19 protein-coding genes are annotated in these 21,543 nt (G+C 59.5%); 7 read left to right on the top strand and 12 right to left on the bottom strand.

Annotated features, from left to right (window positions below):
* Nucleotides 1–86: 86 nt before the first annotated feature.
* The 3 genes from E1K68_RS14105 (at nt 87) to rarD (ending at nt 3,000) form a co-directional block, all read left to right on the top strand.
* Nucleotides 87–989: a LysR family transcriptional regulator gene (locus tag E1K68_RS14105; protein ID WP_212614267.1), complete on the top strand. Its 903-nt coding sequence runs from the start codon at nt 87–89 to the stop codon at nt 987–989.
* A gap of 82 nt (nt 990–1,071) precedes the next feature.
* A complete protein-coding gene (locus E1K68_RS14100; RefSeq protein ID WP_212614266.1) occupies nt 1,072–2,082 on the top strand; it encodes an aldo/keto reductase in 1,011 nt (336 codons plus the stop codon).
* A 36-nt stretch (nt 2,083–2,118) separates the two neighbouring features.
* On the top strand, nt 2,119–3,000 hold the full coding sequence (gene rarD, locus E1K68_RS14095; protein WP_212614265.1) for an EamA family transporter RarD: 882 nt from the start codon (nt 2,119–2,121) through the stop codon (nt 2,998–3,000).
* Nucleotides 3,001–3,069: 69 nt separating this feature from the next.
* On the opposite strand, the gene E1K68_RS14090 is transcribed toward rarD, so the two are convergent.
* The 7 genes from E1K68_RS14090 to E1K68_RS14060 form a co-directional block, all read right to left on the bottom strand.
* On the bottom strand, nt 3,070–4,290 hold the full coding sequence (locus tag E1K68_RS14090) for a DUF6543 domain-containing protein (protein ID WP_212614264.1): 1,221 nt from the start codon (nt 4,288–4,290) through the stop codon (nt 3,070–3,072).
* Nucleotides 4,291–4,454: 164 nt separating this feature from the next.
* Entirely contained in the window at nt 4,455–5,531 is a 1,077-nt protein-coding gene (gene hppD / locus E1K68_RS14085) for a 4-hydroxyphenylpyruvate dioxygenase (protein WP_003191286.1), read from the bottom strand.
* A gap of 433 nt (nt 5,532–5,964) precedes the next feature.
* Entirely contained in the window at nt 5,965–6,696 is a 732-nt protein-coding gene (locus E1K68_RS14080) for a molecular chaperone (RefSeq protein WP_094774761.1), read from the bottom strand.
* 8 nt (nt 6,697–6,704) lie between these two features.
* A complete protein-coding gene (locus E1K68_RS14075) occupies nt 6,705–7,748 on the bottom strand; it encodes a fimbrial protein (RefSeq protein ID WP_082628863.1) in 1,044 nt (347 codons plus the stop codon).
* Complete coding sequence (locus E1K68_RS14070) at nt 7,745–10,366, bottom strand: fimbria/pilus outer membrane usher protein (RefSeq protein ID WP_212614263.1); 2,622 nt, start codon at nt 10,364–10,366, stop codon at nt 7,745–7,747. The genes E1K68_RS14075 and E1K68_RS14070 overlap by 4 nt, the downstream gene beginning before the upstream one ends.
* Before the next feature lie 2 nt (nt 10,367–10,368).
* Nucleotides 10,369–11,142, bottom strand: a complete 774-nt coding sequence (locus E1K68_RS14065) for a fimbria/pilus periplasmic chaperone (RefSeq protein ID WP_120248076.1) — start codon at nt 11,140–11,142, stop codon at nt 10,369–10,371.
* 53 nt (nt 11,143–11,195) lie between these two features.
* A complete protein-coding gene (locus E1K68_RS14060; RefSeq protein WP_003191294.1) occupies nt 11,196–11,756 on the bottom strand; it encodes a fimbrial protein in 561 nt (186 codons plus the stop codon).
* 290 nt (nt 11,757–12,046) lie between these two features.
* Between E1K68_RS14060 and E1K68_RS14055 the strand changes: the two genes are divergently transcribed.
* Both E1K68_RS14055 and E1K68_RS14050 read left to right on the top strand, forming a co-directional pair.
* On the top strand, nt 12,047–13,591 hold the full coding sequence (locus E1K68_RS14055; RefSeq protein WP_003191295.1) for an EAL domain-containing protein: 1,545 nt from the start codon (nt 12,047–12,049) through the stop codon (nt 13,589–13,591).
* Between the two features lie 194 nt (nt 13,592–13,785).
* Nucleotides 13,786–14,151, top strand: coding sequence for a histone-like nucleoid-structuring protein, MvaT/MvaU family (locus E1K68_RS14050; RefSeq protein WP_212614262.1), 366 nt, complete (start codon nt 13,786–13,788; stop codon nt 14,149–14,151).
* Between the two features lie 111 nt (nt 14,152–14,262).
* On the opposite strand, the gene E1K68_RS14045 is transcribed toward E1K68_RS14050, so the two are convergent.
* Nucleotides 14,263–14,799: a DUF4946 domain-containing protein gene (locus E1K68_RS14045; protein WP_003191300.1), complete on the bottom strand. Its 537-nt coding sequence runs from the start codon at nt 14,797–14,799 to the stop codon at nt 14,263–14,265.
* A gap of 179 nt (nt 14,800–14,978) precedes the next feature.
* On the opposite strand from E1K68_RS14045, the gene gloA reads away from it, so the two are divergent.
* Nucleotides 14,979–15,500: a lactoylglutathione lyase gene (gene gloA, locus E1K68_RS14040; RefSeq protein WP_003191301.1), complete on the top strand. Its 522-nt coding sequence runs from the start codon at nt 14,979–14,981 to the stop codon at nt 15,498–15,500.
* A 110-nt stretch (nt 15,501–15,610) separates the two neighbouring features.
* Here the strand turns inward: gloA and ahpF are convergent, their stop codons facing one another.
* The 3 genes from ahpF to E1K68_RS14025 form a co-directional block, all read right to left on the bottom strand.
* Nucleotides 15,611–17,176: an alkyl hydroperoxide reductase subunit F gene (gene ahpF / locus E1K68_RS14035; protein WP_034135034.1), complete on the bottom strand. Its 1,566-nt coding sequence runs from the start codon at nt 17,174–17,176 to the stop codon at nt 15,611–15,613.
* A gap of 130 nt (nt 17,177–17,306) precedes the next feature.
* On the bottom strand, nt 17,307–17,870 hold the full coding sequence (ahpC, locus tag E1K68_RS14030) for an alkyl hydroperoxide reductase subunit C (protein ID WP_003191303.1): 564 nt from the start codon (nt 17,868–17,870) through the stop codon (nt 17,307–17,309).
* A 133-nt stretch (nt 17,871–18,003) separates the two neighbouring features.
* Complete coding sequence (locus E1K68_RS14025) at nt 18,004–18,936, bottom strand: site-specific integrase (protein ID WP_003191304.1); 933 nt, start codon at nt 18,934–18,936, stop codon at nt 18,004–18,006.
* Nucleotides 18,937–19,105: 169 nt separating this feature from the next.
* Between E1K68_RS14025 and E1K68_RS14020 the strand changes: the two genes are divergently transcribed.
* Entirely contained in the window at nt 19,106–20,113 is a 1,008-nt protein-coding gene (locus tag E1K68_RS14020; protein WP_003191306.1) for a DNA-binding protein, read from the top strand.
* Here E1K68_RS14020 and gorA read toward each other — a convergent pair whose 3' ends face one another.
* Nucleotides 20,114–21,472, bottom strand: a complete 1,359-nt coding sequence (gene gorA / locus E1K68_RS14015; RefSeq protein ID WP_003191308.1) for a glutathione-disulfide reductase — start codon at nt 21,470–21,472, stop codon at nt 20,114–20,116.
* Nucleotides 21,473–21,543: the final 71 nt, after the last annotated feature.

Here is a 21,543-nt window from a genome sequence, read left to right as displayed (position 1 = left end):
GTCAGAAAGTGAGCGTTCATCTTCCCAGCTTGGTAATCGATGAAAAATCCGGGTAAAACGACAAGATCTTTAAAGGATTTTTATCAATGAGCTCGATTCTCGACCTTGAAGTCTTCGTGCGCAGCGCCGACACCGGCAGCCTCACGGCCGCCGCCCGTGGCCTGGGCCTCACGCCAGCAGCGGCGAGTATTGCGCTCAAGCGCCTTGAGACCCGCCTCGGCATCCGCTTGCTCGCCCGCTCCACCCGCAGCATGCGCCTGACCGAAGAAGGCCGGCGTTACCTGGACAGTGTGCGGGTGGCGCTGGAGGCGCTGTCGGAAGGCGAGCACGCCATCAAGCAACAGGGCCAGAGCCTCAGTGGTTTATTGCAGTTGGCCGCGCCCTCGGACTTTGGCCGCAATGTGCTGCTGGGCTGGCTGGATGAGTTCAAGCTGGAGCACCCTGATATCCGCTTGCAACTGTTGCTCAACGACAGCAATGCCGACTTGTTTCGCGACACCGTCGACATTGCCTTGCGCTTTGGCGTGCCGAGGGACTCCAGCCTCGTGGCCCTGCCGGTGGTACCCGATCACCATCGCATTGCCTGCGCCAGCCCCGACTACCTCGCGCGCCACGGCACCCCGCATACACCCGAAGATTTGTCCCACCACAGCACGCTGCGCTATATGCGCCGGGGCCAGGCCAATAGCACCTGGTATTTCCGCCAGGGGGCGTTGCTTCAAGAGGTTGAGGTGAGCGGTGACTACCTCAGCGATGACGGCGAGATTGTCCGTCGCTGGGCGTTGGCGGGGCATGGCATTGCTTATAAAGCTAACCTGGACGTGGCCCGTGATATTCAGGCCGGACGGCTGGTGCCCCTGCTACCCGACTGGCAAGGCGAACCCACGCCGTTCAACCTGATGTGCCCGAACCGCCTGCAAGTGTCGGAACGCGTGAAAGTGCTGCATCGTTTTTTACAGGCGCGCTGCGTGACTTTGCTACGCACATGAAGAAATGCGCTCAGGGCTTGTTCCAGAGCGCTCGGGTCTGGTATTGCATCACTTACATTTTGCCTGCCATGAGGAGCTTTGCATGATTTACCGCACATTGGGCCACTCCGGGTTGAAGGTCAGCGCTCTGACCCTCGGCACCATGATGTTTGGCGAACAGACCAGCACCGAAGATTCGCTGCGCATCATCGACAAGGCCTGGGACCAGGGCATCAATTTCATCGACACCGCTGACGTGTACACAGGCGGGCGCTCCGAGGAAATCGTCGGTGAGGCGATTGCACGCAACCGCCACGATTGGGTGGTGGCCTCCAAAGTCGGCTTCGGCCCTGCCGATGGCGTGCCCAACCGCAGCGGTTTGAGCCGCAAGCGTATGTTCACTGCGCTGGACGCCAGCCTGGCACGGCTGGACACCGACTACCTGGACATCTACTACCTGCACCGCGAAGACCACGACACGCCGTTGGAGGTCACCGTGTCCGCCATCGGTGACTTGATCCGCGAAGGCAAGGTTCGCTATTGGGGCCTGTCCAATTACCGGGGTTGGCGCATCGCTGAAGTGATTCGCGTGGCTGAACGCCTGGGGGTTGATAAACCCATCATCAGCCAACCGTTGTACAACATCGTCAATCGCCAGGCCGAGGTGGAACAGATCACCGCTGCAGCGGCTTATGGGCTGGGCGTGGTGCCTTACAGCCCGCTGGCCCGAGGGGTGCTCAGCGGCAAGTACGCACCGGACGTCACGCCTGAACCCGGCAGCCGTGCCGCGCGCCAGGACAAGCGCATCCTGGAAACCGAGTGGCGGGTTGAATCACTGCGCATTGCCCAGCAGATCCAGCAATACACCCAAGGGCGTGGCGTAGGGATCGTCGAGTTCGCAATCGCCTGGGTGCTGAACAATGCGGCGGTGAGCTCGGCGATCGTCGGGCCACGGACCGAGGCGCAGTGGGACGCCTACACCGGGGCGCTGGCGGTGCAGATCAGCGCCGAAGACGAGGCGTTCATTGATTCGTTGGTCACGCCGGGGCATTCGTCCTCGCCGGGGTTCAACGATGTCGGGCATTTTGTATCCGGTCGATTGGTACGCCTGTAGACTGCCGACGAAATAATCGGCTTTCGCGAGGACAGCGTGTCTAAAGGTGTGGTGTTATCGGTCTTGGCCTCGGTGTTGTTTGCGGTGATGTATTACTTCACATCGCTGCTTACCCCCCTGAGTGGCCTGGAAATTTTCGGCTGGCGCATGTTGCTCACCGTACCCTGCATGACGGTGTTCATGATTGTCAGCGGTGAGTGGCGCAGGGTGTTGGAACTGCTGCGCAGGCTGGCGGCTAAGCCACGGCTGATTGGCGGCGTGCTGGTGTCTTCTGCCCTGCTCGGCGTGCAGTTGTGGCTGTTCATGTGGGCGCCGCTCAATGGGCGTAGCCTGGACGTGTCGGTGGGGTATTTCCTGCTGCCGTTGACCATGGTGCTCACCGGGCGCCTGGTCTACGGCGAGCGTCTGTCACGGCTGCAACAGATCGCCGTGGTGTTGGCGGCGCTTGGCGTGTTGAACGAGCTGTATCAGGCCGGAGGTTTTTCCTGGGCAACACTGGTGGTGATCATCGGCTACCCGGTGTACTTCGTGGTGCGTAAGTACCTGAGCACCGACCATCTGGGTGGGCTGTGGCTGGATATGGCGTTGATGCTGCCGGTGGCCTGGTGGTTTGTACAAAACGGCGAACAAGGCTTTGCCGTACTGGATGGGCATCCAAAGCTCTATGCATTGATTCCCATGCTGGGCCTTATCAGTGCCTCAGCGCTGGTGAGTTACATCATTGCCAGTCGCTTGTTGGCTTTCAGCCTGTTCGGGCTGCTGAGCTATGTGGAGCCGGTATTGCTGCTCGGAGTGGCGCTGCTGTTGGGCGAAGGGATCGAGGGCGGACAGTGGCTGACCTATATTCCGATCTGGCTGGCGGTAATGGTGCTGGTGTATGAGGGGTTCAAGCATTTGGTGCGCCAGCGTCGCGCTTGAATGGGAAGCTGGGAATGAACGGGTATTGCGAGGGTATCCGTACCCCTCTGTATGACAGCGAAGATTGATTCAGACCTTCACTTCGGGTGTCGCCTCTTCTGGGGTGCCCACCTTCCTTTCGATGACGTCAGCCACTGTGTTCAACCTATCCCGCCACTTGCCGTACTGGGGAATATTACTCTGGGCTTCATTGCCAAATTTCTCCAGCTGGGCATCCATCACTTCCTGGCTGACGCCAAATATCTTACCGAGCCGATTATCGTGGTTCAACTGAAGCAGCGTGCCCTTTACGGGGTTTTTCAGCACCTCTTCGATGGAGGCCGCCACGTCGTCAGGAACTCCGAACTGTTGCAATGCAGTCCCAAGACCGTCGCCCGGGTTTCTGAGCTGCTTGATGAGATAACCCCAAAAGTCGCTCAGATCATTAGGCCCCGTCTTGCTATAGGCTTGGGCTGCAACTTTCTGTTTGGTGAACTCAGCGATTGTGATGGGTTCGCCAAGCGGGTCCTTATTGTTCAGCCCGTTTCTGACGAAGTAATAACCGTCCTGACTGCCACCCCTGAAATTCCCATAAGCGTCGTAATCAAATAGGACGTTTTTTCCATCTTCCCGGGTACCGATATAGGTCGCTTGGCCATTGGACTCCAGCTTGTATAGCTTCACGTTGGATAGGCCATTGACCTCAACTGGCGGGACGGTCACGTCCTTGTTCAAACGCTCGAAAATATCGCCTCGCTCTCGACCAAAACTTCCCACCACCACGCTGGAGTCTTTTTCTGAGCCAAACTCGCTTAGTCGTGTCCTGACCCGTTCCTCCTGCTTGGGTGCTTCAGAATGAGAAAAGTGCCGCGCAAATCGATCCAGCTCGGCAGGGTTTTTGGCTACAGCCTTAACCCATTCAGTTAGCTCTTCAACGGTGTTGAACTCATGAAACGACGTCACTTCATCTTCCGGCATATACACGATGAAGTTAGGGCCTTCGGCCGTCGCGGGCACACGTTTGATTACCATCATGTCTTTGGATTGGACGCCATCGACGGCAAAAGTCGAAACGCTTACGTATGGCGCGCCGGGTTTGTCAGGTTTCACTGCCGCCTTCGTCATCTGATACCCCCCGGCGGTGAGTGTGCCGCCCAAGTATTCGGTTTCACCGTCATCGAGAAACTTTTTACGCGCCTGATCGACCGGGTCTGCATTGCCGGTTGAACGGACATTGCGCACAGGCCCTGCCTGCTCCGTTGATACAGATGGGCCGATCGGGCGTTGAGGGGTAGGAGAATTTACATTCATAAGAGAGCCTCTTCATGGTTCAGACGCAGGCTTTTCCTGCGTCCTGCCCTCTATGTGATATGTGAAGAAACATCTGTTCCTATTTCACCGCCGTTCAATTGCGACAGAACGCAACGCACACGAAAAAGCCCGGTAAAAACCGGGCTTTTTCGTTATCCAGTCAATCAGTCGGCGGTCAAGACACCACGACGCACCTGGTCACGTTCGATCGACTCGAACAGCGCCTTGAAGTTGCCCTCGCCAAACCCATCGTCGCCTTTGCGCTGGATGAATTCGAAGAACACTGGGCCCATCAGGGTTTCCGAGAAGATCTGCAGCAGTAGACGCTTGTCACCGGCAACCGACGAGCCATCCAGCAGAATGCCGCGCGATTGCAACTGGTCCACCGGCTCACCGTGGTTCGGCAGGCGGCCTTCAAGCATTTCGTAGTAAGTGTCGGGCGGCGCGGTCATGAAGCGCATGCCGATCTTCTTCAGCGCGTCCCAGGTCTGGATCAGGTCGTCGGTGAGGAACGCGACGTGCTGGATGCCCTCGCCGTTGAATTGCATCAGGAACTCTTCGATCTGCCCGGCGCCCTTGGACGACTCTTCGTTCAAGGGAATACGGATCTTGCCATCCGGCGCGCTCATGGCCTTGGAGGTCAAGCCGGTGTATTCGCCCTTGATATCGAAGTACCGCGCTTCGCGGAAGTTGAATAGCTTCTCGTAGAAGTTGGCCCAATAAATCATGCGCCCGCGATAGACGTTGTGGGTCAGGTGGTCGATGACCTTGAGGCCCGCGCCTACCGGGTTGCGATCAACGCCTTCGAGGTACACGAAGTCGATGTCGTAGATCGAGTTGCCTTCGCCGAAACGGTCAATCAGGTACAACGGCGAACCGCCAATGCCTTTGATTGCCGGCAGGTTCAATTCCATCGGGCCGGTGTCGATGTGGATCGGCTGGGCCCCCAGCTCCAGGGCACGTTTGTAGGCCTGTTGCGAGTCCTTGACGCGGAACGCCATGCCGCACACCGACGGGCCGTGCTCGGCCGCGAAATAGGAAGCGAGGCTGTCGGGTTCGTTGTTGAGGATCAGGTTGATCTCGCCCTGGCGATACAGGTGCACGTTCTTGGAGCGATGGGTCGCCACTTTGGTGAAGCCCATGATCTCGAAGATCGGCTCCAGGGTGCCTGGGGTGGGCGCGGCAAATTCGATGAATTCAAAGCCCATCAGGCCCATTGGGTTTGCGAGTTGGTCGGTCATGTTCGGTGCCTCATCATTCTTGTAGGTAGCAATTGATTAGTTGCGAGCAAGGATGAGGCTGGAGGGTGGCGCACAAGAGAGGCCTCGCACGCTACGGGCGAGGAAGTCACCAAAGATGAGGGGGGAGCCAAGTAGCTTCATGGTGTCATCAGTCTCTGACGGCCGAGGCTTGCGTGAGCGCAAGTCCATATTCTTGTATGCGTAAACTGATTCTACACAGCGTAACCAGGTTTGTCCGTACTCTTATCAAATCCCCATTGCCCTGCCCGGCGCAAGGGGTTTGTTGCACAGGTAGATACCCAGCAGGATGATTGCGCCGCCCAGTAACATCGGCATGCATATCGGTTCTGTGATGCTGGATCGGCGTCAGTCTTCCCCGGCTGCCCTGGCATTCATCGCGCTGGCACAAGGGCTGTACCCCTCGCCTACTTAGTTACCGGCCTATGCGCTGCGTGCTCTCATGCGTCGCGCCATAGTCATCCAATGTGGTGAAGCGCAGCGTCGGCGTACCTCGCCACGGTACAACCCAACCCGGCATGATCAACTCGGCCGTTGAGCGCGGTGCCAGCATCGGTGGGTTTTCATGGCGGTATTCGACGCCCTCAAGGTTGAGTGCCACGCTGGACAAGGTCACATGAAAGGCACTCGGGTTGCGCACCCGCAGCACCGGGCGGTCGTCTGCCAGTTGCCATTGCAGCGCCGCCACGGCATCTTCCGCCCTGCCAGGCAACGCATTGGGGCGCAGGAACAGTTTGATGCGCGTGCGAAACGCCAGTTGCAGTTGATGGCTTGCCGCGTCAGTAGGCCGTATCCCTAGCACATTCAGCCAATACACCACTTCCTGAGGATCGGTCATGGCTTGTCTGGGTACCGGGTGATAAATCACCCGCAACGCTTGAGCCTTGCCGGGGTCCATTCGCAGAATCGGTGGTGTGACAGTAAAGGGTACGTCACTCAATTCCGGCGCCATCTGGGGGTCGCCTTCATCGATCCATACCTGTACCAGCCGTGGGCTGTCCGCCTCGTTGCGCAGGGTGAGGGTTACCACCCGTGCCGCGGCCGGGTAAATAAGCCGGGTGCGATCAATGACGATTTCCGCTTGCACCATCGCCATAGATGCCGCCAGTGCCAGACCGGACACGCAGTTCAATAAGACTCGGATCATCACGCCGACTACCGATAGGCCAAAGTGAAGGTCGCCAGCCCGTTGGCCGTGCCCGGGCGGACGGTGGCGCCGGTTTGTATGTAGCGCGCGGTCAAGGGAATCTGGAAGGTGCCGTTGCCGGTGCTGCCTGCCAACCATTGATTCGGCGTGCCGATAGCGGCGGCGTCGGGGCCGTAGCTGATCAGGCGGTTGCCAAACAGCAGTTGCAGCGCCACGCCCTTGGCGGTGGAGTTGGCGGTCAATGTCAGTTGGTCACTGCGATTGGCCGGTTGGGTCTGGTCGGTCAAGGTCAACAGCACATCGCTCTCAGCGCCCCCGCCACCAGCGCACTGCAAGGTGATGGTGCGGGTGGCATTGCCGGCCACGCTGCCAATGCCCTTGAACGCCCTGCTCTCCACCGCCCCCAGCGGGATCGCCACGGAGGGCGTCGAGACCGTGCAGGTGGGTTTACTCGGCGGGCCGACTTCGACACTGCCGAAGTTGAACGCGTGGTGCGTGTCGCTGGTGTACAGGTACAAGCCCGCGAAGGTACGCGGCGTAATGGTGCCGCCCTGGATCGGGCCGGTTACCACGAAGAACAAGCGGCCGCGCAAGCCCCACGTAGGCAAACCGGGATGGATCGGTCCGCGCAGCACCGTGACTCCGGTGGTTACGGTTTGCATCGGCCCCACGTCACGGTCCTGCGCCATAAACGCAAACCCGACGCCTTGCACGCCGGTCAGATGAACCGGCATGACGACCCCTGAGTGGAAGAAGTTACGTCCTGTCCAGGGAATCTCCCGTGCAATCCGCGTGGACGACCAATAGCGAACAATAAGGTTGGGCGGATATGTGCACCTCAACCCGTGCGCTACCTCAACGGGGTAGCCACCCGGGTTGCCCAGGGCCTGGCCGACCACAGGGTTGGCGGGCACCGTAATACGCGGCACCGACAGCACCGTCGGCGGCGCGGGCGTACACGTCGCCTTGGCTTGGGCATGGGGCGCGCTGGCGAGGGCGATGCAGGTCACCATTACAAGCCCTGCCAAACGTTGCGTACCGGGGCTGATCATCGGCTGCTGACCTCATTGTTGGCGGTGTTGGCGTGGCACCGGCTGACCAGTTGGTCGGCATTTTCCTGGCGGTGCCCCGGTGGCCGCGGTGGCAGACGGTATGGGATATAGCAGCGGTCACTTGCCGCCTCGGTCCAACGCACGGTCAGCGTGCCCTGGTCGGCCACGCCGCGCACAAACGCCTTGCCGGCTTGCCCAATCACCCCGACTTCCCTGCCCTGCTCGTCGAACACCTGAGCGGCAAAAGGCAGCGGCTGACCGTTGCGATGGGTCGCCTTGATCACCACCGCACGGCCACTGACGGTCTCGAACTTGACCAGCGACACTGCGCCCCCTGTCGGTACCACCGAGTGATTCGATTCCTTGAGCTCCACATCCATGGGCATGCCTTCTGGGTCGATATCCACGTCATTGGGATGGTAGGCCCGCAAGCTCGGCAACACGCCATAGCCGTGTGAGTCGATGCGTACACCCCCACCGATCTGCGCGCCCTGGGCATCCGGTGCATACACCAGTGCCGACGCTTCACCGAGGCTTTGCGAGAGGGTCACGCCACCGCTATGGGCAATCAGCCCGCCGTCGGCGCCCATGGACACTTGTGCGTTGTTGCCACTCTGGCCGTAACCTGCGCGCAGGTTGGCCGTGCTGCTGCGATACCCGGCGTAGGCATTGAAGCTGGAACCGGCCTGGCTCCCCGTGCCCTGGCTGCCGGCCAGGCCGTAGTGCCCCTCTGACGCCTCGCCGAGCAAGCCATTGATGCCCACTTGCTGTTGACTGCCCTTTGATTCGCCGGTGTCGCGCGACAAAGCGCTGCTCAGGGTCGGCGCCGACGTGCCCTGGCCCAGCGGCATCGACAGGGTCAGCGCCAGACGATTATCGACGCGACCGGGTTGCAACGCGCGGCCGAAAAAGATCGCGTCACTGTGGTCACGATCGCTGGGTGGGTCGGCGTCGCTGACCCTTGAGCGCTGCGCCGAAATGTTCCAGTTGAGCTGCTTCCAGCGTGATCCATAGCTGAGGGTGAAGGATGTCTGGCGACCTTGCCGGCTCGCCCAGTAGTCAACAGAACTGCCGTACAGGCTCAAGGTGCCTTCCCCCAGGTGCTGGCTGATCGTCAGGTCGAGACGGCTTTTCTGGCGGGCATAGCCCTCGATGTTCCCATGCTGGCGGGCCAGCTCCTGCACATTCAAAGCATCCGGCAGGCTCAGATAGCCGGCCGTGGAGAAGCGGTAGGCGCCCAGCGCAAAATGGGCTCCGGAAAATGGCAGGTTTTTGTTGTAGGCCAGGCCCCAACTGTGTCCGCCAACCACCCCGTTGCCCTCAACGCGGGTGCGCGAGTGCGTGGTGTCCAGGGCAAACGCGCCGATGGGCGTACTCATCGCCAGCCCGGCTTTGCCCTGCAAGTATCCCCGGGAGACCGCGCTGCCGCCGTACAGGCTCAAGCCATCGGTAAGGCCATGCTGCAAGGTGCCCTGAAACACCATGGGGCTGGTCTTGCTGACCCCGCGTTGCTGCACTTGGCCCAACGTGGTGCTGTAGTGAGTGGCGCCCTGGCGCAATAATTGTGGGGCCACGGAATACGGCACGACAAAGGTGGTGCGGCGCCCGTCCACCTCGGTGACGCTGACATTAAGGTCACCACCGTAGCCCGTGGGATAGAGGTCGTCGATGACAAAAGGCCCCGGGGCAACCTGGGTTTCGTAGATCGTGTAGCCGTTCTGGCGCACCGTTACCGTGGCGTTGCTGTCGGCGATGCCGTGTATCTGCGGTGCATAGCCTTGTTGCGACGGCGCCAGCATGCGGTCATCGGTCGACAGAGTGATGCCCCGCACCCGCACGCCGTCGAGGACCTGGCCGTTACTGAAGCTGTCGCCAAGGGTCAGTTGCGAACGCCAGGCCGACAAGGGCCGTTGCAGGTACGTGGCGGTGTGTTGATAAGGCAACAGACCGCCACGGGAAGTCCAGGCCTGGCCGCCTTGGTGGCGCAGGCGCCAGTCGCCGAGGTTGACGCCGCCGTTGAGGCCCAGGTAACCCCGACCTTCCCCCGCCCCCGAAGTCACCGCTGCGGCGCTGAAGGTGTAATTGAGCAGCGCAACGTCGAGCCCCTTGTCCCAACGGGCCGGGTCAACGTAACCGCGCGCGGCTCGGCTGAGGTAAGCCTGCGGGATATTGACGTCGAGCGTCAGGGTCTCAATGTCGAGCTGGCTGCTGGCCAGGGGGATCCATTGGGTAAATTCACGGCACTGCGTGTCGGCGCTGCGTTCGTCAGGTGGCAGCACGACTCCGAGTTGGGCAAGTTCCAGGGCGCTCACGCAAGGCTGGACGTTGTCCTGGTCATCACGCGAGACAAAGCTGATTTCACGGCGCCCCGCGGATTGCCCATTGAGGAATACATCCACACGATAGACACCAGGCGCCAATGCATTGCCCGTATTGAAACGCGAAATATCCACCGCCGTGGACAAGCCGGTGGTAAACGCCTCGATATCAAACAATAGCGCCGCGGCTTCGGCCGGCAGGCATAAGGTCGTGAACACACCCAGCGACACCATCAGCCGCGAGTTGCACAACAGCCAGGCAAACACGGGATGCCCCGTAAATGGCAGGTAAACAGACATAATCAAAACTTCAGGGGGGCTCGCTGCGGCGCGGAGAATGCGCCGTAATCATTGATGTATTTGAAATGCACCTGGGCGTCCGCGGGGATCGTCGGCAGGGTGCCGCGTACAGGCAGTTCAAGGCTGGCACCTGGCGGCACCATGCCTTCTTGTACCGGTATCAGGTGGGCGTCAGGCCGAGGGCCCAGCGCCAGTGCCACCTCGTTGAAGGTCACGTGAAAGGCCGTAGGGTTGTGTACGCGCAGTACGGCTGCGCGCTCGGTGCGCCTCAGACTCCAGCGCAGTTGCGCGGGGGCCTGGTCTGCACTGCCAGGCAAATGACGGGGGCGAAAAAACACTTTGGTGCGGATACGAAAAGCAAACTGCAGATGATTCCCTTCAGGGGCTTGTTCACCGAGTTCGGCCGCACTGATTTTCGGGGGGACCTCCAAGGCATTAAGCCAGAACAAGGACTCTCGATCTGGCGGCAACGGATCCTGGGTGTAGACCAGCCGCACACCCTGGCTTCTCCCTGGATCCAGGCGAAACACTGGGGGCGAGAGGCTGAACGGCACGTCGCTATGGGAGGGATCTGGAGTGGCATCGCCTTGATCCAGCCACACCTGGACCAGGCGCGGTGCCCGTTTATCGTCGTTGCTCAGGCGCAGGGTGATTTCACGGCGCTGCTGGGGGTAGATGTGCCGTGTGCCATCGATCACCACTCCCGCGTGGGCCGTGGACGGTAAGCCGGCGATGACAGCAAAGGTAAGGCTCGCCAGTAATGTGCGAAAAAGCATGCGTCCTTCCTTCAAGGCAGGGCCTGGCAGGTCGCCAGGCCCACTGGCCTTGATCAGGGGAATGTCACGGAATACAGCACTTGCGTGCTGATCGGGCCGGCGGTCGCTGCCCCCGTGGCGAAGTACTGAGCTGCAAATGGCAGCGTCACCGCGCCGCCGTCAGGCACTGTCGAGGTACTCGAAGTCAGGCCCAGCCGCAGATCCAGGGGCTGGTTGGTGACGCCGTCTACAATCTGTACTTCCACGAACTTTGCCGGTTCGGGTGTGGCTGGCGCCTGATTGACCAGGTTACCGGTCGCCGGGTTGATGGCCGGGCTGCTGCTCTCGAATAACACCGCGACCACCGTATCCTTCGGGCAACTGCCGACTTGGATAAAGAACGGCTTTACCCCCGCCGTCTGCCCGGCAGCCTTGAGTGCGCTGGCCTGGACCTTGTGCAGCGCAATGGCAAAGTCCGGCCCGGCGCCAGGCGCAGCGCCTGCCCCGCCACTGATGCTGCAGGTGGTGCCAGTGATCTCACCGGTCAGGGTGATAGTGCCGTCCGCCGCGAACGCCGGTAGAGCGACAACGCTGTTAGCCATCAACAAGGCAACGGCCAGTGCGATTTTTTTCATTGCTGCAAATTCCTGTGGAGTCGTTAAAAGGCTGCAAGGCGGCTTCCGACATTCGAAAGACACGCGCCGACCGGCCCGCCAAAATTGGGCTAGCACGGCACTGAGAGAGGCTGGAGGGGTACGGTCCTGAGTCTCTTACTTCTTGCAACGATGTTTATGTTGCCTAGATGAAATCCCCGCCACAACTGACCGAACGGCTAGGTCAACCCGCTCAAAACAACTGAGCAGGCCTGCGTATTGCCATCTATCATCGGCTTATCTCACTCTTTTTCTCACGACTGACCGCCCCTATGCCCCTGACCGTCAAAGGCCCACGAAGCCGAGCCGCACGCTATTTCATCAGTGCAACCAGCGGCGTGTTGCCCATCTTGCTGGGGGTTGTGATTCTGTATTGGCAAGCCGAGCGCACCCTTGAACAAAGCACGGCGCAAACCGCTCAAGAAGCGGTGCGCCAGTTCGACCTGATGCTCGACAACACCGCCATCGCTGCCCAGGCTTTGCTGCCGCTGGCCGGTAAACCTTGTGACAGCGCCGCCAAGTTGGCGCTACGTGAACAAGTCACGCGTCGGCCGTTTGTGCGGGCCACCACACTGTCCTGGCAGAAAAACATCTATTGCAGCTCGTTGTTTGGCGGTCGCTACCAATCGCCCGTCAACCCCGACGACTACGTGGATGGGCGCCTGTGGTTGATGAAAGGCAACCCCGTCACACCCGATACCGCCCTGCTGGTGTACCGCCTGGTCCAAGGCGATCAAGGCGCGTTTGCCTCGGTTGACGGTTACCACCTCACCAACGCCTTGCGCTTGATCAGCCGTTACGCGTATTTGGTATTGCACGTCGGCCCGAACTGGCTGGGTGCCGACGGCAAAGTGCATCAAGGCGCGTTGCCGACATTTGCCGTGGCGCCACAGCGCCTGGCTTCCGAGCGCTATCAATACAGTGTCGAGGCCGGAATGCCCGAGGGTGAAGTCTGGCGCTATATGCAGGCGCGGTATCCGGCCCTGTTCAGCCTGGTGGTGTTCTTCGGGATATTGGCGGGGCTGCTCGCTCACTGGCTGCAAAAACGTTCGTCAGCGCCAACCCACGAGTTACAACGCGCCTTGGGGGCCAATGAATTCATCCCCTATTTCCAACCGGTGGTACGCGGTGACACCCGCCAATGGGCCGGGTGTGAGGTGCTGATGCGTTGGAAGCATCCCAAAGAAGGGCTGGTGCGCCCGGACCTGTTTATTCCCCTGGCCGAAGACTCCGGCCTGATCGTGCCGATGACCCGTGCCCTGCTGCGCCAGACTGCCGCGCAACTGGCGCCTCATGCCGCGCGCTTCAGCCCAGGCTTTCATATCGGCGTGAATATCACTGCGCGCCATTGCCAGGACATGGCGCTGGTGCAGGACTGCCGGGAATTCCTCGCCGCGTTCCCACCCGGCCAGGTCACCCTGGTGCTGGAGTTGACCGAGCGGGAGTTGATCGAACCCACCGAGACCACCCGCCGCCTGTTCGAGGCGCTGCATCAAATGGGGGTCATGATTGCCATTGATGATTTTGGCACCGGCCACTCCAGCTTGGGCTATTTGCGCAATTTCAACGTCGACTACTTGAAGATCGATCAAAGCTTTGTCGCCATGATCGGTGCGGATGCGCTGTCGCGGCATATTCTGGACAGCATCATAGAGTTATCAGTCAAGCTGGATCTAGGCATTGTTGCCGAAGGCGTAGAAACAGCCCAACAGTGTGAGTACCTCGTGGCCCAGGGCGTGGATTTCCTACAGGGTTACCTGTTTGGCCGACCATTACCCTGCGATGAATTCATTAAATCGTTGGGCATCGTGGAATAGCCTTGCGCGGCCTATGATGAAAGATTGGTCTTTCTTTAAAAGACATGATTTACTCAGGATGAATTAACTACTACAATTTTTTCTGCCTGTGCAGAACTCGCAGAAGGGTCTTTTTCGTTGACGTGGCTTAACGTTCTTGGCTTATAGCTTTGTCTGCAGTTGATATCAGCAACTACATTATTGGAGTACAGATTTTGTCCAGACTCGCCGAATTTCGCGCAGCAGAAAAAGCCCTTCAAGAGCAGCTTGCACAGCTGGAATCCTTGAAGAACGACGCTGGCCTGAAGAAAGAAATCGAATTCGAAGAAAAGCTCAAGACGCTGATGGGCAAATACGACAAGAGCCTGCGTGATGTGATCGCTATCCTCGATCCCGCGCCACGCAAAGGCGGTGCACCGGCCGCCGCCGCGCCTAAACAGCGCCGCGCACGGGTGATCAAGGTTTACCACAACCCGCACACCGGCGAACTGATCGAGACCAAAGGTGGCAACCACCGCGGCCTCAAAGCCTGGAAAGAAGAGTACGGCGCTGCCACTGTAGACTCCTGGCTTCGCGGCTGAAACATGTACTAAAAAATAGCCCCGCATACGCGGGGCTTTTTTTGCTCTAACGGTTCGGAATCGAACTTAACTCAGCGTTCATATTGTTCAAATTCGCTCAGCTTGAGCGGGTCAAAGTTTCAGACTGTTACGCACCAAACTGACTTCCTCCTTGCTCGCCTCGTACGCTTGCGCCTGGCCGGCGTATGAAAAAACATAGGCTTTGTCGACATCCAGCGCACCGACTAATGTTTGCGACAATACGTGTCGACCGTTCTCGGTAATCACGCAGGTAGTTTCCAGCGCGTCAAGCCGACTCAATGTCGTGGGGTGCATTTTGCTGCACACGCTTTGATAACCGCCACGGGCAAAGTCTTTCTGGATGGACTTGCGCATCTCCAGCAACACGCCAGCAAGATTAACTTTATGGCCGGCCTCAATTGGCGTTCCGGTCAACTCCATGACCATCAACGTGGCGCCATTTTCATCATTCTTGATCGCTCGCTGCCGGGACACTGCTAGGGGTTTGGCAGGCGGCTCGCCGTCAGGCACGACTTCTTCGACCTGCCAACCGCTGGGCCAATGGACCTGCGGCTCGGCGGCCAGCACAAACGGGCTGCCCAACAACACGCACATAGCACTCAACAGCGGCCTACGAAACTCGATCATTGCGAAAAACACCCAAGGTTCCAGCGGCAAAGTGTGCGGCCCGGCGCGCGCTGACCGCAAGGGCCTGGCGCGCTTTTTCATTTGGCGCAGCCGGTGCGCCTTGCGTATCATGGCCCGTCTGCATGGAGGCAGACCGCAAGCCAATGGACCGCTCATCTCACATTTTTTCTGGAGGGCCCATGAGCCTGCACGAATTGAACACCTTCCCGGGCGTCACCGCCCAACCCGACAACGCCACGGCGAACTTCGTGTTCAACCACACCATGTTGCGGGTCAAGGACATCACCAAGTCGCTGGACTTCTACACGCGCATCCTGGGTTTCTCCCTGGTCGAGAAACGTGACTTCCCGGAAGCCGAATTCAGCCTGTACTTCCTGGCCCTAGTGGACAAGGCCCAGATCCCGGCCGACGCCGCCGAGCGTACCCAGTGGATGAAGTCGATTCCGGGCATCCTCGAACTGACCCACAACCACGGCACCGAAAACGATGCCGACTTTGCCTACCACAACGGCAACACCGACCCACGTGGCTTTGGCCATATCTGTATCTCGGTGCCGGACATTGTCGCGGCGTGCGAACGCTTCGAAGCCTTGGGCTGTGATTTCCAGAAGCGCCTGACGGATGGCCGCATGAAGAGCCTCGCGTTCATCAAGGACCCGGATGCTTATTGGGTCGAGATCATTCAGCCGGCGCCGATGTAATAAGCACTGCGTGACGCGGAGCGTCACCGGATGCATTCCCACGCGGAGCGTGGGAACGAGAAAAACCCCATGATCGCTCATGGGGTTTTTCATTTTCAGCTCAGGATGATTTACGCCGGAGCAGAGGTACGGATCAGGTGATCGAACGCGCTCAACGAAGCCTTGGCGCCCTCGCCTACTGCAATCACGATCTGCTTGTACGGCACGGTGGTGACGTCACCGGCGGCGAACACGCCAGGCAGTGAAGTCTCGCCACGGGCATCGACAATGATCTCGCCGCGCGGCGACAGCTCTACGGTGCCTTTGAGCCAGTCAGTGTTGGGCAGCAAGCCAATCTGCACAAAGATGCCTTCCAGGTCGATGGTCTTGAACTCACCAGTGTCGCGGTCCTTGTAGGCAAGGCCGGTGACTTTCTGGCCATCGCCTTTGACTTCACTGGTCAATGCGCTGGTGATCACATCCACGTTCGGCAGGCTGTAGAGCTTGCGTTGCAACACGGCATCGGCGCGCAGCTTGCTGTCGAACTCAAGCAAGGTGACATGGCTGACGATACCGGCCAGGTCAATGGCCGCTTCCACGCCGGAGTTACCGCCGCCGATCACCGCCACACGCTTGCCCTTGAACAACGGGCCATCGCAGTGCGGGCAGAAGCACACGCCACGGGCTTTGTATTCCTGCTCGCCGGGCACTCCCATTTCTCTCCAGCGGGCGCCAGTGGCCAGGATCACGGTCTTGGACTTGAGTGTGGCACCGCTTTCGAAGCGAATTTCGTGCAGCTCACCGGCATTTTTTGCCGGTACCAGGCGGCTGGCGCGTTGCAGGTTCATGATGTCCACGTCGTACTGACGCACATGGGCTTCCAGTGCGCTGGCCAGTTTCGGCCCTTCGGTTTCCTGTACCGAGATAAAGTTCTCAATGGACATGGTGTCCAGCACCTGGCCACCAAAGCGTTCAGCCGCCACACCAGTACGAATACCTTTACGTGCTGCGTAGATGGCAGCCGAAGACCCGGCCGGGCCACCGCCCACCACCAGGACGTCGAAGGCGTCCTTGGCGCTGATTTTCTCTGCGGCTTTCTCGATACCGCTAGTGTCGAGCTTGGCGAGGATCTCTTCGAGGCCCATGCGGCCCTGGCCAAAGTTGACCCCGTTCAAGTAGACGCTCGGCACCGCCATGATCTGGCGCTCATCGACTTCGGCCTGGAACAACGCACCGTCAATCGCGACGTGGCGGATGTTCGGGTTGAGCACGGCCATCAGGTTCAACGCCTGGACTACGTCCGGGCAGTTCTGGCAGGACAGCGAGAAGTAAGTCTCGAAGCTGAACTCGCCTTTGAGGGCACGGATCTGTTCAATCACCTCGACACTGGCCTTCGACGGGTGCCCACCGACTTGCAGCAGGGCCAGCACCAGCGAAGTGAATTCATGGCCCATGGGGATGCCGGCGAAACGCAGGTTGATATCGGCACCCGGGCGGTTGATGGAGAACGATGGCTTGCGCGCATCATTGCCATCGGTGTTCAGGGTAATCAGCGTGGAGAGGCTGGTTACGTCCTGCAAAAGAGCAAGCATTTCCTGGGATTTCGCACCGTCGTCGAGGGAGGCGACGATCTCGATCGGCTGGGTGACCCGTTCCAGGTATGACTTCAACTGAGCTTTAAGATTGGCGTCCAACATACGGGCGATTTCCTGTTCATTCGGTTTATTGCAGACAAAAAAACGCCCGAGCGAATCTCGCCCGGGCGTTTTGAGGGCGGATGCAGCTTACTTAAGTGCGGATACCCGCCCTTGATACGCGTTCACAGACTTAGATCTTGCCGACCAGGTCCAGAGACGGCGCCAGAGTGGCCTCGCCTTCTTTCCATTTGGCTGGGCAGACTTCACCTGGGTGGGCAGCAACGTACTGAGCGGCCTTGATCTTGCGCAGCAGCTCGGAAGCGTCACGGCCTACACCACCGTCGTTCAGCTCAACGATCTTGATTTGACCTTCTGGGTTGATCACGAAGGTGCCGCGGTCTGCCAGGCCAGCTTCTTCGATCAGCACGTCGAAGTTGCGGGAGATGGTCAGGGTTGGGTCGCCGATCATGGTGTACTGGATTTTGCCAATGGCTGGCGAAGTGTTGTGCCAGGCAGCGTGGGCAAAGTGGGTGTCGGTGGAAACGCTGTAGATTTCGACGCCCAGCTTCTGGAATTCGGCGTAGTTGTCAGCCAGGTCTTCCAGTTCGGTTGGGCAAACGAAGGTGAAGTCGGCTGGGTAGAAGAATACAACCGACCACTTGCCTTTCAGGTCAGCGTCGGTCACATCGACGAAGCTGCCGTTTTTGAAAGCGGTAGCTTTAAACGGTTTTACTTGGCTGTTGATGATAGGCATCGTTGACTCTCCGTCAGGGGTTAAGAAGTTGATGAGATGAATCCTACCGGCTCTTTCGGTCGATGGCTCATTGGCAAACCTGATGCTGGCGATTGGTTTTCTCTATCAGGTAACTGTATTAATAGAAGAAATCTCAAATCAGTGGTTGGGTTGCCAGGGTCATGCCTAGAAACGGCGTCGCTTCAACATAGCGCATCGCAGATTTCATGTCGTTCCAACCGACGTAACTCATCAGCGACTTCAAATCCCAGCCACTGCGATGCGCCCAAGTGGCAAAGCCCCGCCGCAGCGAGTGGCTGGTGTATTGCTCGGCGGGGATGCCTGCGCGCTCAAGGGCCTGGCGCAGTAGCGGGATCACACTGTTGGGGTGCAAGCCCTCCTCGCCCAGGTTGCCCCAGCGGTCAATGCCACGGAATACCGGCCCGCGCACCAAAGCCGAGGCGCTGAGCCACTCGCTATAAGCCTGCACCGGGCACAGCCGCAACAGCGCCGGGGTCTGGTAGGTCTTGCCGAGGTTATCGCGGTCACTTTTGCTGCGCGGCAAGTACAGACTGATGCCTGCGCCGGGCACGGCTTGCACATGCTCGATGCTTAACCGGCACAGTTCATCACTGCGAAAGCCGCGCCAGAAGCCCAGCAGAATCAGCGCAGCATCGCGCTTGGCCCGCAGCAAGCGCGGTTGGTCGTGATGCTCGCTGGCCTGTTTGGCTTCAATGTCCAGGGCGGCGATCACCTGTTCCAAATGCTGGAGCTGCAAAGGCTCGGCCTGTCGCTCTCGCGCCGGGTGCACGGCGCGGATGCCCTTGAGCACTTTGCGTACCACTGGCGCCTTCGTCGGGTCGGCAAACCCTTGGCTGGTATGCCATTGCGCAAGTGCCGAGAGCCGCAGCTTCAAGGTATTGACCGCCAACACTCCGGCATGCGCCACCAAGTAACGCGCCACGCTGTCACTGGTGGCCGGCAGGAACCCTCCCCAACTGACTTCGAAATGCTCGATGGCTGCGCGGTAGCTGCGGCGCGTGTTGTCACGGGTGGCGGCGTTGAGATATCGGTCCAGGTCGCTCATAGGCGTCTTTTCGTACTGCTGACAGATGGATGGCGGAGGAAAACACAGATGACACGGGATAATACGCCAATATCCCATCTGTTAAATCATGAATTTAAACGAGTTTTTAATCATGATATGGTATGTATCTACATACCATGTACCACAGTACTAAATCGACGGAGACCCCATGGCTCGTGGCGGCATAAACAAAGCAGTAGTGCAGACGGCACGCCTGGCGATCCTCGCCCGCGGCGAAAACCCCAGCATCGATGCAGTGCGTATCGAAATGGGGAATACCGGCTCGAAAACCACGATTCATCGCTATTTGAAAGAGCTGGACGAAAGCGAATCACGACAAACCATCACTCAGGCGCCAATTGACGATGAGCTTGGCGAACTGGTCGCACGCCTGGCGCAACGCCTGAAAGAGAAGGCCCAAGAGCCGATCGACCTGGCCCTGGCGCAATTCGAGCAACGCAAAGCCGCCCTGCTCGCCCAGGTAGAAACCCTGGAAGAGGCGCACACCCAGCTCAAACAGCAATTTGATATCCAGGCCGCGGCCCTGGCCGAAGAAAGCGCGGCGCTGCAAACCGCCAGCACCAGCTTGCAGACCGAGCAAACCCGTAACGCCGGGCTGAGCCAGGCATGCAGCGACTACGAGCTAAGGCTCAACGACAAGGACGAGCAGATTCGCTCACTGGAAGAAAAACACCTGCACGCCCGTGATGCGCTTGAGCATTACCGCACTGCCATCAAGGAGCAGCGCGAGCAGGAACAGCGTCGCCATGAAGGCCAGTTGCAGCAGGTTCAGGCCGAATTGCGCCAGGCACAGCAAAGCGCGCTGGTGCGCCAGGATGAGATCACCCAGTTGCATCGCGATAACGAGCGTCTGCTGAGTGAGCAGCGAGCGACCGCCAAGGAATTGAATGCGCTGCAGGAGCAAACTCGTCAGGACCAGGCGCTACAGCTGAAACTCAAGGAACAACTCAGCCAGATCGACAGCGAACGCGCCCTGCTCCAGGAACGCCTGCGCGTGGCCGTGCAGGACAGCCAATCACGCCAAGCTGCGCTACTGGAACATCAGCAGCACAACAAAGCGCTTGAGCTGGACCTGATCAAGGCCCAGGCAAGCATCGAAGCGCTGCGCCTGGCGGCCGTCGTTGCAACGGCGCCAGAAGCAGCAGAGCCAACCTGATCAGTCCGCCACGGGCGTGCGCATGGTGACGAATTCTTCCGCCGCCGTAGGATGCACGCCGATGGTTTCGTCGAAATGCTGCTTAGTCGCGCCCGCCTTGAGCGCGATCGCCAGCCCTTGCACGATTTCACCCGCATCCGGGCCGACCATGTGGCAACCCAGCACTTTGTCGGTGTCGGCGTCGACCACCAGCTTCATCAGGGTCTTTTCCTGGCAATCGGTGAGGGTCAGCTTCATCGGCCGGAAACGGCTTTCAAAGATCTGCACGTTGTGGCCGTGCTTGCGTGCATCCTCTTCCGTCAGACCGACTGTGCCGATATTTGGCAGGCTGAACACCGCCGTCGCGATATTGGCGTAATCCACCGGGCGGTATTGCTCGGGCTTGAACAACCGCCGCGCCACGGCCATGCCTTCAGCCAGGGCCACCGGCGTCAGCTGCACACGACCAATCACATCGCCAATCGCCAGGATCGACGGCTCGGCGGTCTGGTAGAGATCATCCACCGCGACGAAACCGCGCTCGTCCAGTTTGACCCCGGTGTTTTCCAGGCCCAGGTTATCCAGCATTGGGCGGCGGCCGGTGGCGTAGAACACACAATCGGCTTCCAGCACGCGACCATCCTTCAACGTGGCCTTGAGGCTGCCGTCGGCTTGCTTATCGATGCGCTCGATGTCGGCATTGAACTGCAAGTCCAGGCCGCGCTTGGTCAGCTCTTCTTGCAGATGCTTGCGCACCGAGCCATCAAAGCCGCGCAAGAACAAGTCGCCGCGATACAGCAATGAAGTTTGTGCACCCAAGCCGTGGAAGATGCCGGCGAACTCGACGGCGATATAGCCACCGCCCACTACCAGCACGCGCTTAGGTAGCTCTTTGAGGAAGAATGCCTCATTGGAACCAATGGCGTGCTCGCGCCCTGGAATCTCAGGGATCTGCGGCCAGCCGCCGGTGGCGATCAGGATGTGCTTGGCAGTGAAGCGCTCACCGTTAATCTCCACCTGGTGGGCATCAACCAGGCGTGCATGCCCTTCATGCAGGGTCACGCCGCTGTTGACCAACAGGTTGCGATAGATGCCATTGAGGCGGTTGATCTCGCGATCCTTGTTGGCGATCAAGGTCGCCCAATCAAAGTTCGCCTCGCCCAGGGACCAGCCAAAGCCACTGGCCTGCTCAAAATCCTCGGCAAAATGCGCGCCATACACCAACAGCTTCTTTGGCACACAGCCGACGTTCACGCAGGTGCCACCCAGGTAGCGGCTCTCCGCCACGGCCACCTTGGCGCCAAAGCCAGCGGCAAAGCGCGCCGCGCGAACACCGCCAGAACCGGCGCCAATTACATACAGGTCAAAATCGTAGGCCATTTCACTCTCCTCGGCAGGACACCAGCATACCGACTTACATGGGGCTGAAAAACGAAAAAGCCACCCGAGGG

The organism is Pseudomonas sp. B2021, from assembly GCF_018135665.1.
In the GTDB taxonomy this organism is placed as follows: Bacteria; Pseudomonadota; Gammaproteobacteria; order Pseudomonadales; family Pseudomonadaceae; genus Aquipseudomonas; species Aquipseudomonas lactis.
Note: the sequence above shows the minus strand (reverse complement) of the source record. Positions and strands in the feature narration are given on the sequence as shown.

What these genes read in the sequence shown, in the direction of transcription:
- E1K68_RS14020 (WP_003191306.1), top strand. Translation starts at nt 19,106, where the DNA reads ATGGCTCGTGGCGGCATAAACAAAGCAGTAGTGCAGACGGCACGCCTG.
- E1K68_RS14080 (WP_094774761.1), bottom strand. Translation starts at nt 6,696, where the DNA reads ATGATCCGAGTCTTATTGAACTGCGTGTCCGGTCTGGCACTGGCGGCA.
- E1K68_RS14075 (WP_082628863.1), bottom strand. Translation starts at nt 7,748, where the DNA reads ATGATCAGCCCCGGTACGCAACGTTTGGCAGGGCTTGTAATGGTGACC.
- E1K68_RS14100 (WP_212614266.1), top strand. Translation starts at nt 1,072, where the DNA reads ATGATTTACCGCACATTGGGCCACTCCGGGTTGAAGGTCAGCGCTCTG.
- E1K68_RS14070 (WP_212614263.1), bottom strand. Translation starts at nt 10,366, where the DNA reads ATGTCTGTTTACCTGCCATTTACGGGGCATCCCGTGTTTGCCTGGCTG.
- ahpC (WP_003191303.1), bottom strand. Translation starts at nt 17,870, where the DNA reads ATGCCTATCATCAACAGCCAAGTAAAACCGTTTAAAGCTACCGCTTTC.
- E1K68_RS14025 (WP_003191304.1), bottom strand. Translation starts at nt 18,936, where the DNA reads ATGAGCGACCTGGACCGATATCTCAACGCCGCCACCCGTGACAACACG.
- hppD (WP_003191286.1), bottom strand. Translation starts at nt 5,531, where the DNA reads ATGACCGACCAACTCGCAAACCCAATGGGCCTGATGGGCTTTGAATTC.
- gloA (WP_003191301.1), top strand. Translation starts at nt 14,979, where the DNA reads ATGAGCCTGCACGAATTGAACACCTTCCCGGGCGTCACCGCCCAACCC.
- E1K68_RS14065 (WP_120248076.1), bottom strand. Translation starts at nt 11,142, where the DNA reads ATGCTTTTTCGCACATTACTGGCGAGCCTTACCTTTGCTGTCATCGCC.
- E1K68_RS14045 (WP_003191300.1), bottom strand. Translation starts at nt 14,799, where the DNA reads ATGATCGAGTTTCGTAGGCCGCTGTTGAGTGCTATGTGCGTGTTGTTG.
- ahpF (WP_034135034.1), bottom strand. Translation starts at nt 17,176, where the DNA reads ATGTTGGACGCCAATCTTAAAGCTCAGTTGAAGTCATACCTGGAACGG.
- gorA (WP_003191308.1), bottom strand. Translation starts at nt 21,472, where the DNA reads ATGGCCTACGATTTTGACCTGTATGTAATTGGCGCCGGTTCTGGCGGT.
- E1K68_RS14090 (WP_212614264.1), bottom strand. Translation starts at nt 4,290, where the DNA reads ATGAATGTAAATTCTCCTACCCCTCAACGCCCGATCGGCCCATCTGTA.
- E1K68_RS14055 (WP_003191295.1), top strand. Translation starts at nt 12,047, where the DNA reads ATGCCCCTGACCGTCAAAGGCCCACGAAGCCGAGCCGCACGCTATTTC.
- E1K68_RS14105 (WP_212614267.1), top strand. Translation starts at nt 87, where the DNA reads ATGAGCTCGATTCTCGACCTTGAAGTCTTCGTGCGCAGCGCCGACACC.
- E1K68_RS14060 (WP_003191294.1), bottom strand. Translation starts at nt 11,756, where the DNA reads ATGAAAAAAATCGCACTGGCCGTTGCCTTGTTGATGGCTAACAGCGTT.